We start from the raw sequence: 20435 nt of genomic DNA, 5'->3' as shown, positions 1-20435 counted from the left end.
CCTAGCGGTTTCTGCTCAGGTCAGGCCGCTAAAGCATAAGCCTCAGCGGGTGTCTTCATGCCCAGCGCCTGATGCGGACGCCGGTGGTTGTAGAACTGGATCCAGTCGCCGATCACGCGGCTGGCGTGCTGCTGGCTTTCGAACCGATGGCGATGCGCACACTGCTCCTTCAAGGTGCGGATGACCCGCTCGACCATCCCGTTCTGCTGCGGGCAGTGCGGCGTGATGAACTCCTGCCGCAGCCCGTAGCTGCGCACCAGCCGGGTGTAACCGCGGCTGGTGAACACCAGGCCATTGTCGGAGCGCAGCAGAAACGGCGTCTGCACCTGGCCCAGAGTCCCGAACCGGGCGATCAAGGCCTGCTCCAGTGCCGCGGCAGCGGTGCTGGCCTTGCCGCTGCGCGAGAGCTGCCAGCCCAGCAGCTGCCGGGTGTAGCAGTCGATCACCAGCGCCAGGGTCAGCCAGCCGTCGCGTCCGCCCCAGATCCGGCACAGATCGGTCGCCCAGCGTTCGTCCGGCACCTGCGCCACCGAAGGCAGTGCCTGGATTCGGGGGCGGCAGCCGACGGATCTCTTGCGTACCTGCCAGCCTTTCAGCTGGAAGATGCGCTGCACGGTGTTCTTGTTCATGCCCAACAGACCCGCCACCGTCCGGTAGCCGAACGACGGTTCCTCCTCGATCAGCGCCTTGATCGGCTCCGCCAGCTCCGACCGGACTTTCGGCGACGCCTTGGTCGGCTGGTAGTACACGGTCCGCCGTGCCACGCCGAACCAGCGGCACAGCTTCACCATCGAGACCTCGAAGCCATCGTCCCGCAGCCCCTGCTGGATCGAGACCATCAGGTCTCGTCCTTGCCCAACAGGGACTGCAATTTTTTTCGGGCGCGCAACTCCAGCATGGCCTCGCCGTACGCCTCCTGCAGGTCCTTAAGCTGGCGCTCGTATTGCTCCCGGACGTCCTCGGGCTTCGCCCGCAGGGCGTTCTCCATCCCCCGCTTGCCGTCCTCGACCCAGCTCTCGATCTCCGACGGCGTCAGGTCGAACTGCCGGCTGGCTTCGGCCACCGTCGTCTTGCCCTGGATGATTTCCAGCACCAGCGCCGACTTCCGTCGCGCCGTCCAACGCTTGATCTCTTCTTCCATCACTTGGCTCATCGTGCTCTCCGTAAAAGGTAGCACCTGAGCAGAAAATCACTGGGTCATTACATTGGCGTCCATCCAGCTGCTGAAGTACCTGCCGGTGACAGCGTCCTGGCCGATGTATCCCAGGCCTTCGAACGGCTTGCTCGACGCGATGCGAGAGTGCGGCGGTAAAGTGCACTCTGACCCGGGCTTCGGCGTCTCGTAGCCCGTCCCGCCGCTCTTTAAGTAGTGATGGGAACCCTTCCCTACGCGCTTTGGTTTCAACCGCGGCGCGAAAAGTAATCTTTACCTGACCCGGCTCTTAGGGCGGCCCTTGCTCTGTTTTGCTACGCTTCGGCCATGGAATGCGTCATTGTCAACGTGGGAAAGAGGCGAGATGGCGGCTCCCGCTATTGGTGCACTGCGCATCATGCAAACGCGACTGCGAAATACGGAGTTGCAGCCGAAGAATGCGTCGCCGCACATGACGCCCCCATCCAGCCTCACGAAACATTGGATCTCGACCTTGGCGCATATCCAGGCGGTATCGCCCTCTGGGGCTCAGTTCCAGCCGTTTACGACACCACCACGCTTCCTGCGGATCGCGGCATTCATGTCCATGCTCGCCACGTGTTGGGCGGCAATAAGGACATCGACAAAACCTATCGGCGCTTGCGGATCCCTTACACGAAGGATCTTCTCTCCGGCGAGTGGTTCACCGTCGACGAGATAGACGCAATCAACTACATGGTCTCCGGCGTCTTCAGCTTCGAAACCATTGAAGTGACTTGCACCCATTGCGGTTTTCCTCATCTTGACAGGGACTGGTTTGCCGTTCATCCCCACCGTCGCCACCAATGCCACGGCTGCGGGTGCCAGTTTTCCGATATGACCAACGGGATAGGAAACCCCTTGGCTCAACTCAAGCATCGCCTGGAGAGAACTACGCGCCGGGCAGAGCTGGCTAAGGCCAGCATCAAAATCAGCCAAGACGACTATCCGGGTGGCATTCAAATATGGGGCTCAAACCCGGCGATCGTGTGGACTTTCGACAAGCCTGAAGAAGTCGGGATCCACGTTCATGGCCTCGAACAGGAAGGCCAAGAGTATCCGCCGGTTGACGACACCTATGCCGAAGTAATCATTGATGGGATTGCACTCGACCCTGACCAAGTTAGGCACTACATGGCACAGAGTGCGATGCCCCACCTTGAAGGTCGCATCGTGTCGCTCAACTGCCCGAAATGCGGCGAACCCCACTTTGATCGCGGAACCGATGCCTATGCCCCGCACATCGACCACTATTGCGTGCGGTGCGGCTCCATGTTTCAGGCGAGGCAGCAGATAAAGAAAACAATAGGCAATCCGTTCGTTGCTGTTCGTTCGCTACTAGCCAGCAAGACGTCTAGGCCTTTGCGAAACGATCGCCTTGGACTTCGTCCAGAAACGATCTAGCTAAGGCATGGAGAGAACAGCTCCAGGCTGGCCTCCGGCAAGTAGCCGCCCCTTTCGATCATCAGTTGATACGCGGCAAGCGCCTCATGTGGCGAAGCTTTTCCTGCGGCGCACAGCGCACGAAGTAACCCAATTGATCCCGTGACGCGATCTTCTGGGTCCAACCTGGCCTTGGCTTCCCGGCGAGCTTGTTTGTCGTCGCACGCGATGCAACAACCCATGATTCCTGCAGCCAAAATGCACTCTGTTTCTCCATCTCCCAACCGCATCTCCCGCTTTGCTTGAGAGAATGCTTTGGCCGTAATCACATTGTCGTCGACAAACCGAAGAAGCCCGGTAGCGACCACCTGCTCGACCTCTTCAGCTATGGACGGAATCTCTTCCAAGACCGCCTCACCCACCAAGAACTCGAAGCCATCCAACACCAAAACGTCGCCTAAGACCCCGCCGTTGGCTAGGTTGATCAAAGTAGAGGCGTCGAGGATGACGACCACGTCGTCAATTGGCGTTAGCGGAGAAGATGGCGGAAATCGGCACGTTGATGAGTTCAGCCGCTCTCCCTGCTGACATGCGTCCCTCCCGAACGAGTCGCGCTCCCTCACGAATTAGACGAGGCGAGGTTTGAAACAGCATCTCCTCCCGCGGAGGAAGATTCAGATCCTCGGCTCTGCGCTCTGGGTTGCCGTAGTCATCCGAGATCTTCTGATACAGAGCGCGCGCGCCTCGATGTGGAAGTAGATCGAGGTATTCACAGCGTCTAGCCGCCACCTCAAAACTGACATTGAAGAACCGCGCCAGGACAGAGATTTCGATATCGCCGAGCGGACCTTTGGCACCAAAATGATCTCGAACCGACGAAAGAGTGCGGTAGACCCCCTGTGCAGGCATCAAGAGGCAAGAAGCAAAGGCGTCGGCAAACCGCTCACCCTCCTTAAAGGCATCTCGGTCATAGCCACCGCCGACCACGTCGTCCATCAACGCGAAACTGTCATGGATCCGATCATGGCGAGCAACCAAATGACCAAGCTCGTGAGCCAGAGTGAACAGCATCCTCGGCTGAAAAGTCCTCGGCGCTAAGAGGATGATGGCGAGATTATCAACGATGGCAGAGATGCCCTCCACCCTTGGATCGCGCCCAAAGACGAGCAGGACCCCTAACTCTTCGACCACTTGAGGTAGATTTGGAAAGGGCTCTTGGTCATCAAGTGAGGCAAACGCACGACGAAAGATGGTGGCGAAATTTTCCGCATAGTCGACGGCTGGTGATAAACCTTTGAAAAGGTCGGGCCAACCATCATGTCGTTTGAGGGATGATGAAACTTCAAGGATGTCCCGAAGCTGCGCCGAAATGACGGCCATGGAAGAGGCGATATCGTCAACCCGCTGGCCAAGCGTCTGTCGAAGTAGGACTTGAACTCGCTCGCCTTCTTCATCTTGGCTGAAATCCAAAAGGGTGGACAGCGGGACTTTGAGCGCCCGTGAGATCTTCTTCATCTCAGACAACGACGCATCCGCTCCGCTGACAATCAGCGAGAGGCGGTCAATCGGTAAATGAGTTCGCCGAGAAACCTCATTGATCGTGAGGTGGCGGTTGCTCATATGTTCGGCGAGCGTGATCACCGCTTAGCTTCCGCTTTGATTTGAAGCAAAGCTTCACGCAGGCGGGTCGCCTGCTCTTCCGATAAGCGGCGGTTCCGACCAATCACGTCTCGCACACGCCGTACTCCGCGCTTTTCGAACACTTGGGCCAAGATGTCGACAGAATGCTCACGCCCCAGAGCAATTTCGCGCGCAGTTTCTAGCATCACTGGATTCTTGCCGACCAAGTAGTTCTGAATCCTGCGATCAAATTTGTCATGTCGATCGCGTTGATCATGGTCCCCGGCGGCATCCACGATGATGTTCCCGATCCGCTGTCCCGATGCATCAAAGTGAAGGCGATGCTCCGGATACTTCTCGTAAGCCAGTAGTTGGTTGGCGAGCTTGTCTTGGATCTCTAATCCGCCAATCACGTATTGGTTGACCAATTTCCCCATGCTTCCACTGACCACGAAAATCTGGTCGCCCAGTTTCACCAGGCGCCGAAGATCAGGGCGGCAGGTGCCCATCGTGGGCCTTGCTCCGCTCAGAACTGGATCAACTAGAGGCTTCCCCATGCCGGGATCTGATCCCGGGGATACAAAGATGTAGCTCGCCACGTCCACCTCCAATCCATGTCAGTGCGCCTTGAGGATTTTTCGCAAACACCTGATGTTCAAGAGCTTTGGCAGGAAAAAGTATGCCCCTCCTGAACCGCTTGGACAAGTTATCGGCCCAGCTCATACCGATTCTGATCTCAAGGCGGAGGCCTTGTCGCGGTCGCCACGGCGTCAGTTCCGGCGATGCCAACGGTTCCTGAGCCGCAGCAGCCGTAGGCGAACGAGGTCCGACTGTAGAGCCGGCAAAAGAGCCTGCACGCGCTCCCGGGCTTCCTCGGGGAGCACCGCTAGCAGCGCGGCCACCTCATTCTTCCCCGCGACGCAGAAGGCCTCCACCGCCGATGCGAACCTGGTGGGAGAAAAAGAGCAAAGGGGCAGGTTCGTTTACCGCATGCGGCTTAATGAACCTACCCCCTTTTCGCGTGACTCCTTTTCGCGTCCGCTTCTCTCGCGCACCTAGATGTTGATGGCCTTCGTTACACCCGGACTTAGGATGCCTCCTGTCTCTCACACCCAATTGGCAAACTAACTTCCTGTCTGCAAGAACAGGGTCAGGTTCACTTTCCCCTCGAGAATGGCGGAGAGAGTGGGATTCGAACCCACGGTAGTGTTACCACTACGGCAGTTTTCAAGACTGCTGCCTTAAACCGCTCGGCCATCTCTCCGAACTTTTCACGCTCTTCCGCGGAGGGTCGCCATGCTATCAGGAACTCCAGCACGGGTGCCGCTTACGGCGGGACCGGGATGCTATGGGAGCGCACCCTGTGCGCGATGCTCTTCGTCACGCCGGCAAAGGGCATCGCGCACAGGTGCGCTCCTACAACGGTTTCGGGCCTTTTCTCGACAACGCCACCAGACAGCCGACCAGGATCGCCACCGGAATCAGCGCGCCGAGCAGCGGCACCAGCAGCACCGGTTCGCGCACAACCATCGGCACCAGCTGGGTGGCGCTGGCGAAGGTGACGATGGCGAGGCGCCAGCGGCGGCTGTGGCGGGCGAACCAGAAGCTGGCGAGCACCAGCGTCATGGCGACTACGGACAGGTCGAGATCCAGCACCGGCATCTGCCACACGCCGTCGAAGCCCAGGCGCATGCCGATCACCGTGGCCAGCACCGCCAGCAGGAAGAAGCAGGTGTAGAACTCCACCCTGCCCCAGCGGCCTTGCGCGGATGCCGGCGCGTTCACGCGATGCTGTCCAGGCCGGCCAGGTAGGGGCGCAGCACCTCGGGCACGTCGATCGAGCCGTCGGCGTTCTGGTAGTTCTCCATCACCGCGATCAGGGTGCGGCCAATGGCGAGGCCGGAGCCGTTGAGCGTGTGCACCAGCTCGGGCTTGCCGGTTTCCGGGTTGCGCACGCGGGCCTGCAGGCGGCGGGCCTGGAAGTCCACGCAGTTGGAGCAGCTGGAGATTTCGCGGTAGGTCTGCTGGCTGGGCAGCCACACTTCCAGGTCGTAGGTCTTGGCCGCGCCGAAGCCCATGTCGCCGGTGCACAACAGCATCTTGCGGTATGGCAGGCCGAGCTTCTGCAGCACGGTCTCGGCGTGGCCGACCATCTCCTCCAGCTGCGCGCGGGACTGGTCGGCGCGGGCGATGTGCACCATTTCCACTTTCTCGAACTGGTGCTGGCGGATCATGCCGCGGGTGTCGCGACCGTAGCTGCCGGCTTCGGCGCGGAAGCACAGCGTGTGCGCGGTCATGCGCAGCGGCAGCGCGTCGGCGTCCTGGATGGTGTCGCGCACCAGGTTGGTCAGCGAGACCTCGGCGGTGGGGATCAGGTAACGCTTGGTCTCGCCGACTTCGGTGGCGAACAGGTCTTCCTCGAACTTCGGCAGCTGGCCGGTGCCCTGCATGGTGTCGGCGTTGACGATCACCGGCACGTTGCATTCCAGATAGCCGTGCTCGCCGGTGTGTAGGTCGAGCATGAACTGGCCGAGCGCGCGGTGCAGATGCGCGAGCTGGCCGCGCAGCACGGTGAAGCGCGCGCCGGAGAGCTTGGCGCCGGCGTCACCGTCGAGCCAGCCGTGGCGCTCGCCCAGTTCGACGTGGTCCTTCACCGCGAACGCGAACTCGCGTGGCGTGCCCCAGCGGCTGACTTCGACGTTGTCCTTTTCGTCCTTGCCCAGCGGTACTGAGGCATCCGGAATGTTGGGGATGCCCAGCGCGATCTCGGCAAGTTTCGCCTGCACGTCGCCGAGGGCCTGCTCGTTGGCCTTGAGCTTGTCGCCGATGCCGGCGACTTCGGCCATCAGCGGTGCCACGTCCTCGCCTTTCGCCTTGGCCTGGCCGATCGCCCTGGAGCGGGTGTTGCGCAGGTTCTGCAGCTCCTGTGTCTCCATCGCCAGCTGCTTGCGCGAACTCTCCAGCGCCTCGACGGCGGCCACGTCCAGCATGTAGCCGCGGGTTTCGGCGAGGCGTGCGGCGGTTTCGGCCAGATGCGAACGCAGCAGGGCGGGATCGAGCATGAGCGAGGTCCAGGTAACGGCTTGAACCGCGAATTATCGCTGCGCGTGGCCGGTGGCCGCAATGAATGCGGCCACGTCCCTGCTTTTGGTGGCCCTTCGACTTCCTCGCTCCTCAAAGCCGCGGCCATCCCTGGCCGCACCCCGCGTGCGGCGCTACGCGCCTACGCTCAGGGGGAACGGTTCGACGGGCGCTCGCCGCGACCCAGCCACCACGCCATCGCGGCGCCGGCGAGCAGCCAGCCGATCAGTTGCTCGGCCAAGGCGGCGAGCGTGAAATCGAGCGGGAAGCGGTACCAGTTCCAGTACGGGAGCATGCTGCTGAGCCAGGCAAACACGGCCGCCGCCGCGGCAATCGCCACACGGCGACGGAAGCCCACCACGGCCAGCCCCATGACGAAGGCCAGCGCCAGCGACGCCAGCGTGTCGGACGCCCACTGCCGCCCGATCTGCGGGCCCATCTGCATCATGTCGGTGCCGCGCGGCTGGTACACCACCCAGGCGTACGGCGAGCGCACAGCCTTGATCGAATAGGCGCGCACCACGGCCGCGTCGCCCATCTGCTTGGGATCGAGCGAGGGCAGCAGGTACACCCCTGGTTGATCGCCCAGCCCTTCCTGCAGTCCGCTCAGCGCCGCGTTCTCGTTGAGCGGCTGGTGGATGCCGACACTGCCCAGCCCCAGCGCCATGTGCGCGGCCACGCCCCAGAGGAACATCACGATGCCGCCGATCAGACCCGCCACCAGTACGCGCATGGTTCATCCCTCCCCGGTTGGTTGAGCCAATCTAGGTCGGGAAAGCGCGTGCGGCAAGGGCGTACGCGGTAGGAGCCCGCTCGCGGGCGATGCTCTTGCGAATCCCGTATCCCGAATCCCGAACCCGAAAGAAAAGCATCGCCCGCGAGCGGGCTCCTACGGATTGCGGGCTTTTTCGCGGGCGGCACGCAGGGCCAGCAGCTTTTCGCGCAGTTGCAGTTCCAGGCCGCGTTCGACCGGTTCGTAGAACACCGTGCCGACGAGCGCGTCGGGCAGGCACTGCTGGTCCAGCGCGATGCCGCCTTCGGCGTCGTGGTCGTACTGGTAGCCCTTGCCGTAGCCGAGGCCCTTCATCAGTTTGGTGGGCGCGTTGCGCAAGTGCATCGGCACTTCCAGCGTGCCGCCCTTGCGTACCGCGTCGCGGGCCTTGTTGTAGGCCATGTAGGCGGCGTTGCTCTTGGGCGAGATGGCCAGCCAGATCGCCAGCTGGGCCAGGCCCAGTTCGCCTTCGGGGCTGCCCAGGCGCTCGTAGGTGTCCCACGCATCCAGCGCCATGCGCCAGGCGCGCGGCTCGGCCAGGCCGACATCCTCCACCGCCATGCGGGTCATGCGGCGGGCGAGATACAGCGGATCGACGCCGCCATCGAGCATGCGGCACAGCCAGTACACGGCGGCGTCGGGGTCGGACGAGCGCACGGATTTGTGCAGCGCCGAGATCTGGTCGTAGAACTGCTCGCCCTGCTTGTCGAAGCGACGGGTGCGGTCGGCCAGCACCTGGCTCAGCGTGGCCTCGTCGATGGTGCGCTCGTGCGCGAGTTCGGCGGCGATTTCCAGCAGGGTCAGCGCGCGGCGCACGTCGCCATCGGCGGCCTGGGCGATCGAATCGAGCGATTCGTCGGACACCTGCAATTGCAGTTCGCCGAGGCCGCGCTCGCTGTCGGCCAGCGCGCGTTTCAGCGCGGCGATGATGTCGGCGGTGGAAACCGGCTCCAGCACATGCACGCGGCAGCGCGACAGCAGCGCGGAGTTCAGCTCGAACGAGGGGTTCTCGGTGGTGGCACCGATGAAGATGATCACGCCGCGCTCGATGTGCGGCAGGAACGCATCCTGCTGGGTCTTGTTGAAGCGGTGCACCTCGTCGACGAACAGGACGGTGCGTCGGCCCTGCGCGAAGTTCACCTCGGCCTCGGCCAGCGCCTTGCGCACGTCGGGCAGGCCGGACAGCACGGCGGAGATCGCACGGAAATCCGCCTCGGCGTAACGCGCCACCAGCAGCGCCAGCGTGGTCTTGCCGCAGCCGGGCGGGCCCCACAGCACCATCGAATGGATCTTGCCGGCCTCCAGCGCGCGGCGCAGCGCCTGGTCCGGGCCGACCAGCCGCTGCTGGCCGACGATTTCGTCGAGGCTGCGCGGGCGCATGCGTTCGGCCAGGGGCTTGAGCGCGTCGGGCTCGGCGAACAGGCCGGAGCCGGCCGGGGCAACGGGAGGATTCATGCGCCGATGATAAAGCATGCACTCGCGGCACCCGCCTGCCGAAACGCAGTGCATGCCGGTATCATGGCGTCGCCCGCGTTGTCTAGCCGATTCGACCGGGCGTGGCGGGGGACAACCAGAACGTGATCGTGCACGGAATCATTGACCACACCACGAAAACCGGACGCGCGCAGCGGCCCGGCGCCTTGCCGTGCCGGCATGGATGGCCGGGGTGAAGCGGCAGCCCTTGCGCTGCCCGTTGCTGGGCCTGCTGGGAGCGCTGCTGCTGTTGCTCCGGGCTGGCGCGGGCATGGCTGCTCCGGCCGATCCGTGGGCGCCGTTCGAGTCGCCATGGTTCGACAAGGTATCCAGTGCGGAAGGATTCCCGCCGGCCATCGTCACCGCGCTGGCGCAGGATCGCGAAGGCCTGCTGTGGGTGGGCACGATGGTCGGGCTGGCCCGCTATGACGGCTACCGCACCCAGCTGTTCGACGTCCGCGGCGAACCTGTCAAGGGCCTGCCCGACGCCTACGTGCGCTGCCTGCTGGCCCTGCCCGACGGCGGCATGCTGATCGGCACCAACGCCGGCGGCCTGGTGCGCTTCGATCCGGCGACCAACACCTTCCACGTCTATCCCGGCGGCCCGGACGGCATCTCCGACCGCAAGATTTTCGCCCTCGCCGACGACCACGCCGGCGGCGTGTGGGTGGCCACCGAACAGGGCCTGGACCATCTCGACCTGCGCAGCAACGCGATCCGCCACGTCGACACCGGCAGCGACACCGCGCCGCGCAACTTCAGCGTGATGCAGGACCGTGCGGGCAACCTGTGGCTGGGCAACAACGAGGGCCTGTTCGTGCGGCACGCAGGCAGCGATCGCTTCGAGCGTCCCGCGCCGCCCGCCGACGCCGTGGTGGCCACCGTGCTGGAGAACCAGATCTGGGCCATCGACGAGGACAGCGCCGGGCGCCTGTGGATCGGCAGCGGCCAGGCCGGCGCGGTGTACCGCGGCCCGCACGGAAACTGGCATCCGGTGCCGCAGTTCAGCGGCTATCGCAAGGGCGCCCAGCGCGCCACCGTGCGCGACTTCCAGGAGGCCGCGCCGGGCACCATGTGGATCGCCACCGACGGCAGCGGCGTGCTGGCCTACCGCCCCGGCGACGCCTCGCTGCAGCGGATCGAGCACGATCCGGCGGTGCCCTCCTCGCTGCCCGGCGACGCCGTGCGCGCATTGCTGCACGACCGCGCCGGCAACCTGTGGGCGGCCACCGACCTGGGCCTGGCCCGCGCCTATCTGGGCGACCGCGGCGCGTTCTCGGTGCTGCCATCGCCGCTGGAATCGAACATGCTCAGCGACACCAGCGTGCGCGGCGTCTACGTGGACAGTCGCGGGCTGGTCTGGATCGGCCTGAGCGCCGGCCGCATCGACGTGATCGATCTGCGCGCCGGGCAGATGCGCCACCTGCGGCTCGGCGGCACGCAGACGCTGCGCGACGTGCAGTCCTTCGCCGAGGCGGCGGACGGCTCGATCTGGGTCGGCACCCAGGGCCTGGCGAAGGTGGACCCGCACACGTTCGAGATCAGCTCGTCGGTGCTGCCCGCACTGGAGAATACGCCGGTGCTGTGCCTGCGCATGGATGGCAACCGCCTGCTGATCGGCACCTACGACGGACTGTTCCGCTACGACACCGGCACCGGCGTGCTGGACCACATCCGGCACGACCCGGACGACCCGACCAGCCTGGTCAGCAACACGGTGCGGCAGATCCTCAAGGTCGGCGACGAATGGTGGTACAGCACCTCGCGCGGCATCAGCATCGCCCCCGACAGCGGCGCCAGCCGCGGCTTCCGCACGCTCACCCATCGCGAGGGCGATCCGACCAGCCTGCCCGGCGATTCGGTGAGCGCGGCAACGCCCGGCCCGCGAGGGCGCCTGTGGGTGAGCACCTCCGGCGGGCTGGCCGAAAGCATCGGCAAGAACCCGTGGCGCTTTTCCAGCATCGGCGTCGCCGAAGGCCTGCTCAGCGACAAGGTCACCAGCGCGCTCAGCGATGGCCTGGGCCACATCTGGGCCAGCACCTCCAGCGGCGTCGCGCGCGTCGATGCCGGCAGTCACGCGGTGCGCAACCTGAGCTCGCGCGACGGCCTGCACATCCGCAGCTACCACTATGCCGACGCCGCCGCCCACGCACCCGACGGCTCGCTGCTGTTCGGTGGCCTGGGTGGCCTGACGGTGATCCGCCCGGCCATCCAGATCGACGACAACGACGACGCCCCGCTGGCGATCACCCACGCGGTGCTCGGCGCGGTGGCACTGCCGTTCGGCAAGCTGCCGCATGACGGCGACACGATCACGCTGGACCAGCGCAACCGCAACCTGCGCGTGGACTTTTCCCTGCTGGATTACCGCTCCCCCGGCGAAACCTCGTACAGCTATCGCATGACCGGCCTGGACGACGGCTGGGTCGACATCCCGGCCGGCGCCAAACCCGGCGCGAACTACACCAACCTCGCGCACGGCGACTACGTGCTGTATCTGCGCGCCAGCACGCAGGGCATGTACCCGCGCACGGTCGAAAGCCGCCTGCTGGTGAAGGTCGCCCCCCGCTGGTACGAGACCTGGTACAGCAAGCTGGCAGCGGTCGCGCTGCTGATCGGCCTGGTGGTGCTGCTGGTGCATCTGCGCACGCTCTACCTGCGCCGACAGGCGCTGCAGCTGCAGCGACAGATCAACGAGCACACGCGCGACCTGCGCGCCGCCAACCGGCGCCTGGACGAGCTGGCCAGCACCGACGGGCTCACCGGTATCTACAACCGGCGCCGCTTCCTGGAGCTGGCCCAGGCGGAATGCGAACGGTCGCGCGAGCAATCCATCTGCATCGCGCTGTTCGACCTGGACCGCTTCAAGCAGGTCAACGACATCCACGGCCACCTCGCCGGCGACGCCGTGATCCGCGGCGCGGTGGCGGTGATCCAGCGCCATTGCCGGCAGGGTGACCTGCTCGGACGCTACGGCGGCGAGGAGTTCGTGCTGTGCCTGCCCGACACCAGCGTGGCGCAGGCCAGCGAGATCGCCGAGCGCATCTGCGCGGCCATGGCCGGCACGGCCGTCAGCTATCAGGATCGGCCGATCCAGGTCACGGTGAGCATCGGCGTCACCGCGCTGCGTCAGGGTGAATCCATCGAGCAGTGGCTGTCGCGCGCGGACAAGGCGCTGTACGAGGCCAAGCGCAACGGCCGCAACCGCTACGCGGTAGCCAGCTGACATCCCCGCTCAATCGGCGCCCGCGGTGCCCCGACTCAAGGTGTATTGCCGGTATATGCCGTAGCCCATGCCGCACAGGCCGGTCAGCGCGGCCGGCACCAGCAGCGCGCGTTCGCCCATGGAGCGGAACAACAGTGCGCCGGCCGTGCCGCCCAGGGTGAAACAGGTCACCACCAGCAGGCACACGCCCACGCGCAGCGCATCCACCGGCAGGCCGCGCATCCGCTGGCCGATGTAGATTCCCAGGTCGGTAAACATGCCGGAGACGTGGGTGGTGCGGAACACCATGCCGCTGTACGTGCTGGCCATGCCGTTCTGCAAACCGATGCCGATCGAGGCCAGGTAGATGCCGCCCAAATCATTGGCATGCAGCAGCGGCACTGCCGCAAACAGCAGCAGCGACTCCAGCACCAGCGCCACGCCGTAGCGGCGGCCGAGTTTCAGCGTCTGCTGCTGCACGATCAATCCGCTGAGCAGCGCACCGAACACGAACGCCGCCACCGACAGGCCCCAATGCACCGCTTCGGGCCCGTCCGCCAGGCCCAGCGATGCACCGAGCAAGGTGGTCGATCCGGTCAGGTTGGTGATTGCCTGGTGGCGAAAGCCCAGGTAACCGGCCGCGTTGACGATGCCGGCGATGAACGCCAGCACGCCGCCACCGATCCACGCCCAGCGCGGCAACTGCCGCAGTACGGCCATCGCCGGCTCAGTCCCGGATCGGCTGGATGCTGATCTGCGGCACGTCGCCGATCACGTCGGCTCCCTCCGGCGGCACGAAGTTGAACGTGCCCGGCGGCAGCACCGGGTTGCGCTGCCACTGCGAGAAGCGGATCTCGGTGGTCGCGCCGAGCTGGTCGCGGAAGGTCATCCGGGCCAGGCCGTTCGCGTCGAAGCCGAGGTCGACCCAGGCGAACTGCGCGTCCTTGCTGGTGGAGGTCAGCCGCAACCAGGCGAGCCCGTCCTTTTCGCCGCGTTCGCTGGCGTTGAACTCCTTGTCCAGCTGCTTGAGGTCCGTCAGCACGGTCAAGGGACTGTGCGCCTCCTCGGTGCTCTGCCTGCGCACGGTGACCTGCTCCAGCTCCGGGTCGTACATCCAGACCCGGCCGCCGTCGGCGACGATGGTCTGCTTGTACGGCGTGGTGGTGTCCCAGCGGAACTCCCGCGGCGCCTCCAGGGCCAGCGTGCCGGCACTGGTCTTGCTGCCCTGGCCGTTGACGTTGGTCAGCGTCTGGCTGAAATGCCCGGTCAGCGAATGCAGGCCGGTGGCGAATGCATCCAGCCGCGCCCGCGCCGGGCCGGTGGCCGCCTGCGCGAGGCCAGCCACGCCCAGGGCAGACAGGGCGACGATGCAGAGAATGATGCGATTGCGGGTCATGGCCATTTCCGAATGGGTAAAGACAAGTGTGTCATCCACTGGCTTAATCAAAGGCTTCCGCGTCAATCGGGAACCACGTCGAAGGCGACCGACAGGCGGTAGTCGCCGGGAGCGGCCACGAATGGCACCGTGCCATGCCACATCCACGAAGGGAACAGGGTAAGCACGCCCGACACCGGCTTGACGCAGTGCCCGGGGGGCGATCCGGACGGCAGTTCGTGGCCGAACTTCAACCATCCGCCGCGGTCGTCATCGGACAGCGACGCCGGCACCTCGATGTGACAGGCCGAGGATATCCAGCCCTTGCCGTGGAAATGGCTCGCATGGTGCCCCTGTGACTTCAGCCGCACCGACCACATGCCGCTGAAACGATAGCGGCCGGTGCCACGCCGCGAAAAGGCGTCGGCACCCGTGGCCATCACCGTCTCCATGTAGCGGCGGATGGCGCCATCGACCGCCGTCGGAAACGCCCGCACCGCCCGATCCGCCGAGGGGCTGCCGGGCCGCAACTCGACCTGCGTGCCGGTGCGCGCCGACTGCGTGGGCGGGTGCGCCTGCAACGGGTCGTGCCGTGCGTGCAGGCTGGCCGCGAGGTCGTGCAGATAATGGTCGAGACTGGCCCAGCCCGGTGGCACGTCGATGCGACAGGAGTGCACCAGCCGCGGGTAGTCGTACAACGCCGGATAGCGCGGATCGCCCAGCGCATGCCACGCCGCGGCCTGCAGCGCGAAGGCGGACACGTCGTTGCGGTCCAGCGCCAGCAGTCGCCCGGCCAGGCTGGCCGCCGCTTCCGGCAGCCCGGCCGCGAGCAGGATGTCGCCGTGCAAGCGGTGCGCCTCCCGGCTGCGCGGCTCCAGTTGCAGCGCGTGGGTGATGAGCGCCAGCGCCCGGGGCGGGTCCAGTTGCAGCGCGCATTCCGCCGCCAGTACGTGCAGCGCGGCGTGCTGCGGGTGCGCTTCGAGCAGCGGCGCAAGCTCGGCGTACGCTCGTTCGGCCGCGCCGGTCTGACGCCACAGCCGGGCCTTGATCATGCGCAGCTCGACGCGCGAGCGGGCGTCGCTGCCCGCATCGAGCGCGATGGCCACCGCATCCATGTCGCCGCTGCGCATCCACACCAGTTCGGCCAGCGTGGTATGCGCCGCAAGGTGCTGCGGCGCTGTCGCCACGACCTGACGAAGCTCCGCTTCGGCCTCGACGAACCGATCCTGTTCGAACAGGGCGCGAGCCAGCACGTAATGCACGTGCGGATGGTCGAGCGACTGCGCGAGTGCGCCGCGCGCCACCGCCTCGGCTGCCTCGGGCTGGCCGCTTTCGCCGTGCGCCACGGCAAGCCCCAGCAGCATGCGCCCATCCCCGGGCGCGGCGGCCATCGCGACTTCGAACGCCGGCACGGCCTGCCGCGGACGCCCCAGCGACAGCAACAGCTGCGCGCGCAACCGCAGCGGCTCGACGACCCGGCAATCCGGCGTCGAGCCGAGGAATCGCTCGACGATCGCCAGCGCGTCCTGCGCGCGGTTTTGCTGAACCAGGCGATGGACGTCGCCGGCCAGCGACGCCCACGCGGCATCGTTCCCATCGTGTTGCGGCAAGTTCGACACCATGACCGACGTACGCGTCCAAGAGCAATCATGAAGGCCGTCGCGCGTCCGATCCACGGACCCGGCGCGCGCGGCAGGAGCGCATCATGCCGGTTTTGCGCCGGCAGCGGGATACCGGATCAATCCTTGGGCGGCGGCGGCGCCAGCACCTCGCGGTTGCCGTTGTGCTGCGGCGCGCTGACCACGCCGTCGGCCTCCATCTGCTCGACCAGTCGCGCGGCGCGGTTGTAGCCGATGCGCAGATGCCTTTGCACGCCCGAGATCGAGGCGCGGCGCGTCTGCGTGACCACCGCCACGGCCTTGTCGTAGAGCTGGGTGTCGGCGTCGCCGCCTTCCTCGCCGTCCTGCGGCAGGCCGGAGTCGTTGATGAACTTGCCGTCGCCGGTGGCCTGCACTTCCTCCAGCACGCCTTCGATGTAGTCGGGCCCGCCCTGCGACTTCAGCCAGGCGACCACGCCGTGCACCTCGTGGTCGTCGACGAAGGCGCCGTGCACGCGCTCGGGCGTGGCGGTGCCCGGCGGCAGGTAGAGCATGTCGCCGTGGCCCAGCAGCGCTTCCGCGCCGGACTGGTCGAGAATCGTGCGCGAGTCAATCTTGCTCGATACCTGGAACGCGATGCGGGTGGGAATGTTGGCCTTGATGAGGCCGGTGATCACGTCCACCGACGGGCGCTGGGTGGCCAGGATCAGGTGCACGCCGGCGGCACGCGCCTTCTGCGCCAGGCGCGCGATCAGCTCCTCGACCTTCTTGCCGACGATCATCATCATGTCGGCGAATTCGTCGATGAACACCACGATGTTCGGCAGCGGCTCCAGCGGGTCGGCCGCCAGGCCCGGCATGTCCGGGTTGGGCCGGAACAGCGGGTCGAGCAACGGCTGGCCGGCGTTCTCGGCGTCCTTCACCTTCTTGTTGAAACCGGACAGGTTGCGCACGCCGACCGCGGCCATCAGCTTGTAGCGGCGCTCCATCTCGGCCACGCACCAGCGCAGCGCGTTGGCGGCCTCCTTCATGTCGGTGACCACCGGCGCCAGCAGGTGCGGGATGCCCTCGTACACCGAGAGCTCCAGCATCTTCGGGTCGATCATGATCATGCGCACGTCTTTGGGGCTGGCCTTGTACAGCAGGCTCAGCACCATCGCGTTGACCGCCACCGACTTGCCCGAGCCGGTGGTGCCGGCCACCAGCAGGTGCGGCATCTTGCCCAGATCGACCACGATCGGCTTGCCGCCGATATCCTTGCCCAGCGCCAGCGCGAGCGGCGATTTCATCTGGTCGTACTTGTCCGAGCGCAGGATCTCCGACAGATACACGATCTGCTTGCGCGTGTTGGGTATCTCCAGCCCGATCACGTTCTTGCCCGGGATCACGTCGACCACGCGCACGCTCACCACGGAGAGGCCGCGGGCGATGTCCTTGTCCAGGCTCGACACCTGCGAACCGCGCACGCCGGGTGCCGGCTCCATCTCGAAACGGGTGATCACCGGCCCCGGATAGGCGCCGACCACCTTCACGTCGATCTTGAAATCCTTCAGCTTGAATTCGACCTGGCGCGAGAGGACTTCCAGCGTTTCCTCGGTATAGCCAGGCCCCTGCTCCGGCGCCTCGTCGAGCAGCGACAGCGGCGGCAGTTCACCCGGCGCGGCGGCGCCGGCGAACAGCGGGATCTGCGTCTCCAGCCGCGCGCGCTCGCTCTTGGTCACCGGCGCGGGCGCCGCCTCGATGCGCACCGGTTCGCGCCGGGCCTGCTTCACCGCGTCGGCCTTCTTGATCACCTCGCGCTCGCTGCGCGCCTGGCGCGCGGCCAGCAGTTGCGGTGCCTCGCGCAGCTTGCCGCGCAGCCAGCCGGCCAGCTGCAGCACGGCCTGGCCGGTCCAGTCCATCACGCCGAACCAGGACAGCCCGGTGGCCAGCGTCACCGCAATCAGGAACAGCGCCAGCAGCAGCAACGGCGCGCCGGTGGACCCGAACGCCGACAGCACCGCATGGCCCACCCACACGCCGATGATGCCGCCCACGCCCTGCGGCTGCACCGGCTCCTGCGCGAAGTTCAGATACAGCAGCGCCGGCCCGGTGATGAAGAAGAACACGAAGCCGACCAGCCGCAATGCCGGTTCCCACGGATGCTGCGGTTGCTGTCCGCGCTGGCGCAACACCTGCACGCCGAGCAGCAACAGCAGCAACGGGAAGCAGTACGCCACCAGGCCGAAGATCCATCGCAGCAGATCGGCCACGTAGGCACCGACGGTGCCGCCGAAGTTGCGCGCATGCTCCAGCTGGCCGGCATTGGTCCAGCTGGGGTCATGCGGGTCGTAGCTGAACAGGCATACCAGGAGGTACACCGCCAGCGGCAGCAGCAGCAGGGCGCCGGCTTCGCGCAGCCGGCGTTTCAACTCATCGCTGAGGCCTGCCTTGGGTTGTTGCCTTGCGTTCGCGCCGCGCGCCACCCGGGGTGCCCCTTTCTTCGTGACCAGGGTCAGAGCATACCTTGCAGCGCCGGATGTACCAGCTTGCCGCCGTCGATGTTGATGCCGACCTTGAGCGGCTCGAACTCGCGCCACGCGTTGCCGCCGGCCAGGCGCTGCACGTACGGCAGGATCGCCGCGGAGATCGCCACCGACGAGGTCTGCGGCACCGCGCCGGGCATGTTGGTGACGCAGAAGTGGGTAACGCCGTGCACGTCGTAGGTGGGGTGCTCCCAGGTGGTCGGCCGGGAGGTCTCGAAGCAGCCGCCCTGGTCGATCGCGATGTCCACCAGCACGCTGCCCGGCTCCATCGACTTGACCATCGCCTCGGTCACCACGTGCGGCGCCTTGGCGCTGGGGATCAGCACGGCGCCGACGACCAGGTCGGCGTCGCGCACCTCCTCGGCCACCGAGGATTCATAGGCGTACAGCGCGGTGACGTTCGGGCCCAGCGCCATCATCTCGGCCAGGCGATCCTGGCGCTTGTCGAACACCACCACGTTGGCGCCGGCCTGCGCCGCCAGCGCCGCGGCATTGCCGCCGGCCGCGCCGGCACCGAGCACCACCACCTTGCCGCGCGGGGTCGAGGCCATGCCGCCGAGCAGCTTGCCCTTGCCGCCCTGCGGACGATGCAGCAGCGTGGTGCCGCACTGGGTGGCGATGCGCCCGGCGATCACCGACATCGGGTGCAGCAGCGGCAGGCCGCCGTGATCTTCCACCGACTCGAACGCCACGCCGGTCAGGCCGATGTCGAGCAGGCTGCGGGTCAGCGCCGGCTCCGCCGCCAGGTGCAGATAGCAAAACAGCAGGTGGTGCTTCTTCAGCAGGGCCAGGTCGCCGGCGATCGGCTCCTTCACCTTGACGATCAGTTCGCCCGCCTCGTACAGCGCGGCGGCATCGGCCACGATCTTGATGCCGGCGTTGACGTACGCCTCGTCCGAAAAACCGCTCTTCAGGCCGGCCCCGGCCTGGATGAACACCTCATGGCCGCGACGCACCAGGTCGGCAGCAGCGGCGGGAACAAGGGCGACACGACCTTCGAGGGTCTTGGTTTCGGAGGGGATACCGATACGCATGGCAAAAGAATCCTGTGGGAACACGTGGAAAGTCCATCGCGCAACTGCCGCGGTGGTGTCGTTGATCTGCCGGCGACTTGAATCAGCCACGCGGATTCCCCATTCTCCGGGGGTCGCATTCGTTGTTGCCACCTGCAGGCCCGGTTTCGGTGAAACCCCGGCTGCAGCTGGAGCGAATAGCCGCTCAAGCCACCAGCAAACCCAAGGATTATACCTGCCATGCCCACCCCCAAGCACAGCCGCCTGCTGATCCTCGGCTCCGGTCCTGCCGGCTACACCGCCGCGGTGTACGCCGCCCGCGCCAATCTCAAGCCGACCATGATCACCGGCCTGCAGCAGGGCGGCCAGCTGATGACCACCACCGACGTGGACAACTGGCCGGGCGACGTCGAGGGGCTGCAGGGTCCGGCGCTGATGCAGCGCATGGCCGAGCACGCCGAGCGCTTCCACACCGAGATGATCTTCGACCACATCCACACCGCCGACCTCAAGCAGCGCCCGTTCCGGCTGGTCGGCGACTCCGGCGAGTACACCGCCGATGCGCTGATCATCAGCACCGGCGCCACCGCGAAGTATCTGGGCATCGCCAGCGAGGAGAAGTTCAAGGGCAAGGGCGTGTCGGCCTGCGCGACCTGCGACGGCTTCTTCTTCCGCGACCAGGACGTGGTGGTGATCGGCGGCGGCAACACCGCGGTGGAGGAAGCGCTGTACCTGGCCAACATCGGCCGCAAGGTCTACCTGGTGCACCGCCGCGACAAGCTGCGCGCGGAGAAGATCATGCAGGACAAGCTGTTCGAGAAGGAGGCCGCGGGCAAGATCGAGCTGGTCTGGAACCACACCATCGACGAGGTGCTCGGCGACGACACCGGCGTCACCGGCGTGCGCGTGAAGGACGTCAACTCCGGCGCCACCCGCGACATCGCGGCCACCGGCTTCTTCGTGGCGATCGGCCACACCCCGAACACCGGCATCTTTGCCGGCCAGCTGGACATGCACGACGGCTACATCCGCATCCACAGCGGCCAGAACGGCATGGCCACGATGACCTCGATCCCCGGCGTGTTTGCCGCCGGCGACGTCGCCGACCACGTCTATCGCCAGGCGATCACCTCCGCCGGCTTCGGCTGCATGGCCGCGCTGGACGCCGAACGCTGGCTCGACCAGCAGACGCCGGCGGGCTGACCTGCCCGCAGGAGCC

The 20435-nt window shown here is 66.0% G+C and carries 17 protein-coding genes and 1 tRNA gene; 3 read left to right on the top strand and 15 right to left on the bottom strand.

Annotated elements, in window-relative coordinates:
- Nucleotides 1-20: 20 nt before the first annotated feature.
- Together ACVCMG_RS01690 and ACVCMG_RS01685 are read right to left on the bottom strand one after the other, a co-directional pair.
- A complete protein-coding gene (locus ACVCMG_RS01690; protein ID WP_447114742.1) occupies nt 21-839 on the bottom strand; it encodes an IS3 family transposase in 819 nt (272 codons plus the stop codon).
- The gene (locus ACVCMG_RS01685) at nt 839-1153 is read right to left on the bottom strand and encodes a DUF1153 domain-containing protein (RefSeq protein WP_447114741.1); all 315 of its coding nucleotides are present in this window, start codon (nt 1151-1153) and stop codon (nt 839-841) included. Before ACVCMG_RS01685 ends, ACVCMG_RS01690 begins: the two co-directional genes overlap by 1 nt.
- A 327-nt stretch (nt 1154-1480) precedes the next feature.
- Here ACVCMG_RS01685 and ACVCMG_RS01680 point away from each other — a divergent pair, with 327 nt between their 5' ends.
- The gene (locus ACVCMG_RS01680; RefSeq protein ID WP_447114740.1) at nt 1481-2575 is read left to right on the top strand and encodes a hypothetical protein; all 1095 of its coding nucleotides are present in this window, start codon (nt 1481-1483) and stop codon (nt 2573-2575) included.
- On the opposite strand, the gene ACVCMG_RS01675 is transcribed toward ACVCMG_RS01680, so the two are convergent.
- From ACVCMG_RS01675 to ACVCMG_RS01640, 8 genes are all read right to left on the bottom strand, one after another.
- A complete protein-coding gene (locus ACVCMG_RS01675; RefSeq protein WP_447114739.1) occupies nt 2572-3069 on the bottom strand; it encodes a hypothetical protein in 498 nt (165 codons plus the stop codon). The genes ACVCMG_RS01680 and ACVCMG_RS01675 overlap by 4 nt on opposite strands.
- Before the next feature lie 4 nt (nt 3070-3073).
- Nucleotides 3074-4195, bottom strand: a complete 1122-nt coding sequence (locus ACVCMG_RS01670) for an ImmA/IrrE family metallo-endopeptidase (protein ID WP_447114738.1) — start codon at nt 4193-4195, stop codon at nt 3074-3076.
- Nucleotides 4192-4773 (bottom strand): hypothetical protein, encoded by a 582-nt coding sequence (locus ACVCMG_RS01665; protein ID WP_447114737.1) that lies wholly within the window; start codon nt 4771-4773, stop codon nt 4192-4194. The genes ACVCMG_RS01670 and ACVCMG_RS01665 overlap by 4 nt, the downstream gene beginning before the upstream one ends.
- 575 nt (nt 4774-5348) lie before the next feature.
- A tRNA-Ser gene (locus ACVCMG_RS01660) sits at nt 5349-5438 on the bottom strand.
- A 152-nt stretch (nt 5439-5590) separates the two neighbouring features.
- Complete coding sequence (locus tag ACVCMG_RS01655; protein WP_447114736.1) at nt 5591-5959, bottom strand: LrgA; 369 nt, start codon at nt 5957-5959, stop codon at nt 5591-5593.
- On the bottom strand, nt 5956-7236 hold the full coding sequence (serS, locus tag ACVCMG_RS01650) for a serine--tRNA ligase (protein WP_447114735.1): 1281 nt from the start codon (nt 7234-7236) through the stop codon (nt 5956-5958). Before serS ends, ACVCMG_RS01655 begins: the two co-directional genes overlap by 4 nt.
- Nucleotides 7237-7403: 167 nt before the next feature.
- Nucleotides 7404-7988 carry a hypothetical protein gene (locus ACVCMG_RS01645; protein ID WP_447114734.1) on the bottom strand — a complete coding sequence of 195 codons (585 nt, stop codon included), beginning with the start codon at nt 7986-7988 and terminating at the stop codon, nt 7404-7406.
- A gap of 156 nt (nt 7989-8144) precedes the next feature.
- A complete protein-coding gene (locus ACVCMG_RS01640) occupies nt 8145-9482 on the bottom strand; it encodes a replication-associated recombination protein A (RefSeq protein ID WP_447098800.1) in 1338 nt (445 codons plus the stop codon).
- A 211-nt stretch (nt 9483-9693) separates the two neighbouring features.
- Here ACVCMG_RS01640 and ACVCMG_RS01635 point away from each other — a divergent pair, with 211 nt between their 5' ends.
- Nucleotides 9694-12726, top strand: a complete 3033-nt coding sequence (locus ACVCMG_RS01635; protein ID WP_447114733.1) for a ligand-binding sensor domain-containing diguanylate cyclase — start codon at nt 9694-9696, stop codon at nt 12724-12726.
- A 9-nt stretch (nt 12727-12735) separates the two neighbouring features.
- Here the strand turns inward: ACVCMG_RS01635 and ACVCMG_RS01630 are convergent, their stop codons facing one another.
- From ACVCMG_RS01630 to ald, 5 genes are all read right to left on the bottom strand, one after another.
- The gene (locus ACVCMG_RS01630; RefSeq protein WP_447106169.1) at nt 12736-13425 is read right to left on the bottom strand and encodes a YoaK family protein; all 690 of its coding nucleotides are present in this window, start codon (nt 13423-13425) and stop codon (nt 12736-12738) included.
- Between the two features lie 7 nt (nt 13426-13432).
- Nucleotides 13433-14101 carry an outer membrane lipoprotein chaperone LolA gene (gene lolA, locus ACVCMG_RS01625; protein WP_447106170.1) on the bottom strand — a complete coding sequence of 223 codons (669 nt, stop codon included), beginning with the start codon at nt 14099-14101 and terminating at the stop codon, nt 13433-13435.
- Between the two features lie 62 nt (nt 14102-14163).
- Nucleotides 14164-15690, bottom strand: a complete 1527-nt coding sequence (locus ACVCMG_RS01620; RefSeq protein WP_447110586.1) for a tetratricopeptide repeat protein — start codon at nt 15688-15690, stop codon at nt 14164-14166.
- A gap of 128 nt (nt 15691-15818) precedes the next feature.
- Nucleotides 15819-18143: a DNA translocase FtsK gene (locus ACVCMG_RS01615; RefSeq protein WP_447114732.1), complete on the bottom strand. Its 2325-nt coding sequence runs from the start codon at nt 18141-18143 to the stop codon at nt 15819-15821.
- A gap of 29 nt (nt 18144-18172) precedes the next feature.
- Nucleotides 18173-19237 (bottom strand): alanine dehydrogenase, encoded by a 1065-nt coding sequence (gene ald, locus ACVCMG_RS01610; protein ID WP_447098794.1) that lies wholly within the window; start codon nt 19235-19237, stop codon nt 18173-18175.
- Between the two features lie 219 nt (nt 19238-19456).
- Between ald and trxB the strand changes: the two genes are divergently transcribed.
- A complete protein-coding gene (gene trxB / locus ACVCMG_RS01605) occupies nt 19457-20419 on the top strand; it encodes a thioredoxin-disulfide reductase (protein WP_395118732.1) in 963 nt (320 codons plus the stop codon).
- The last annotated feature ends 16 nt before the right edge of the window (nt 20420-20435 follow it).

Source organism: Rhodanobacter sp. UC4451_H18 (assembly GCF_052978225.1).
Note: the sequence above shows the minus strand (reverse complement) of the source record. Positions and strands in the feature narration are given on the sequence as shown.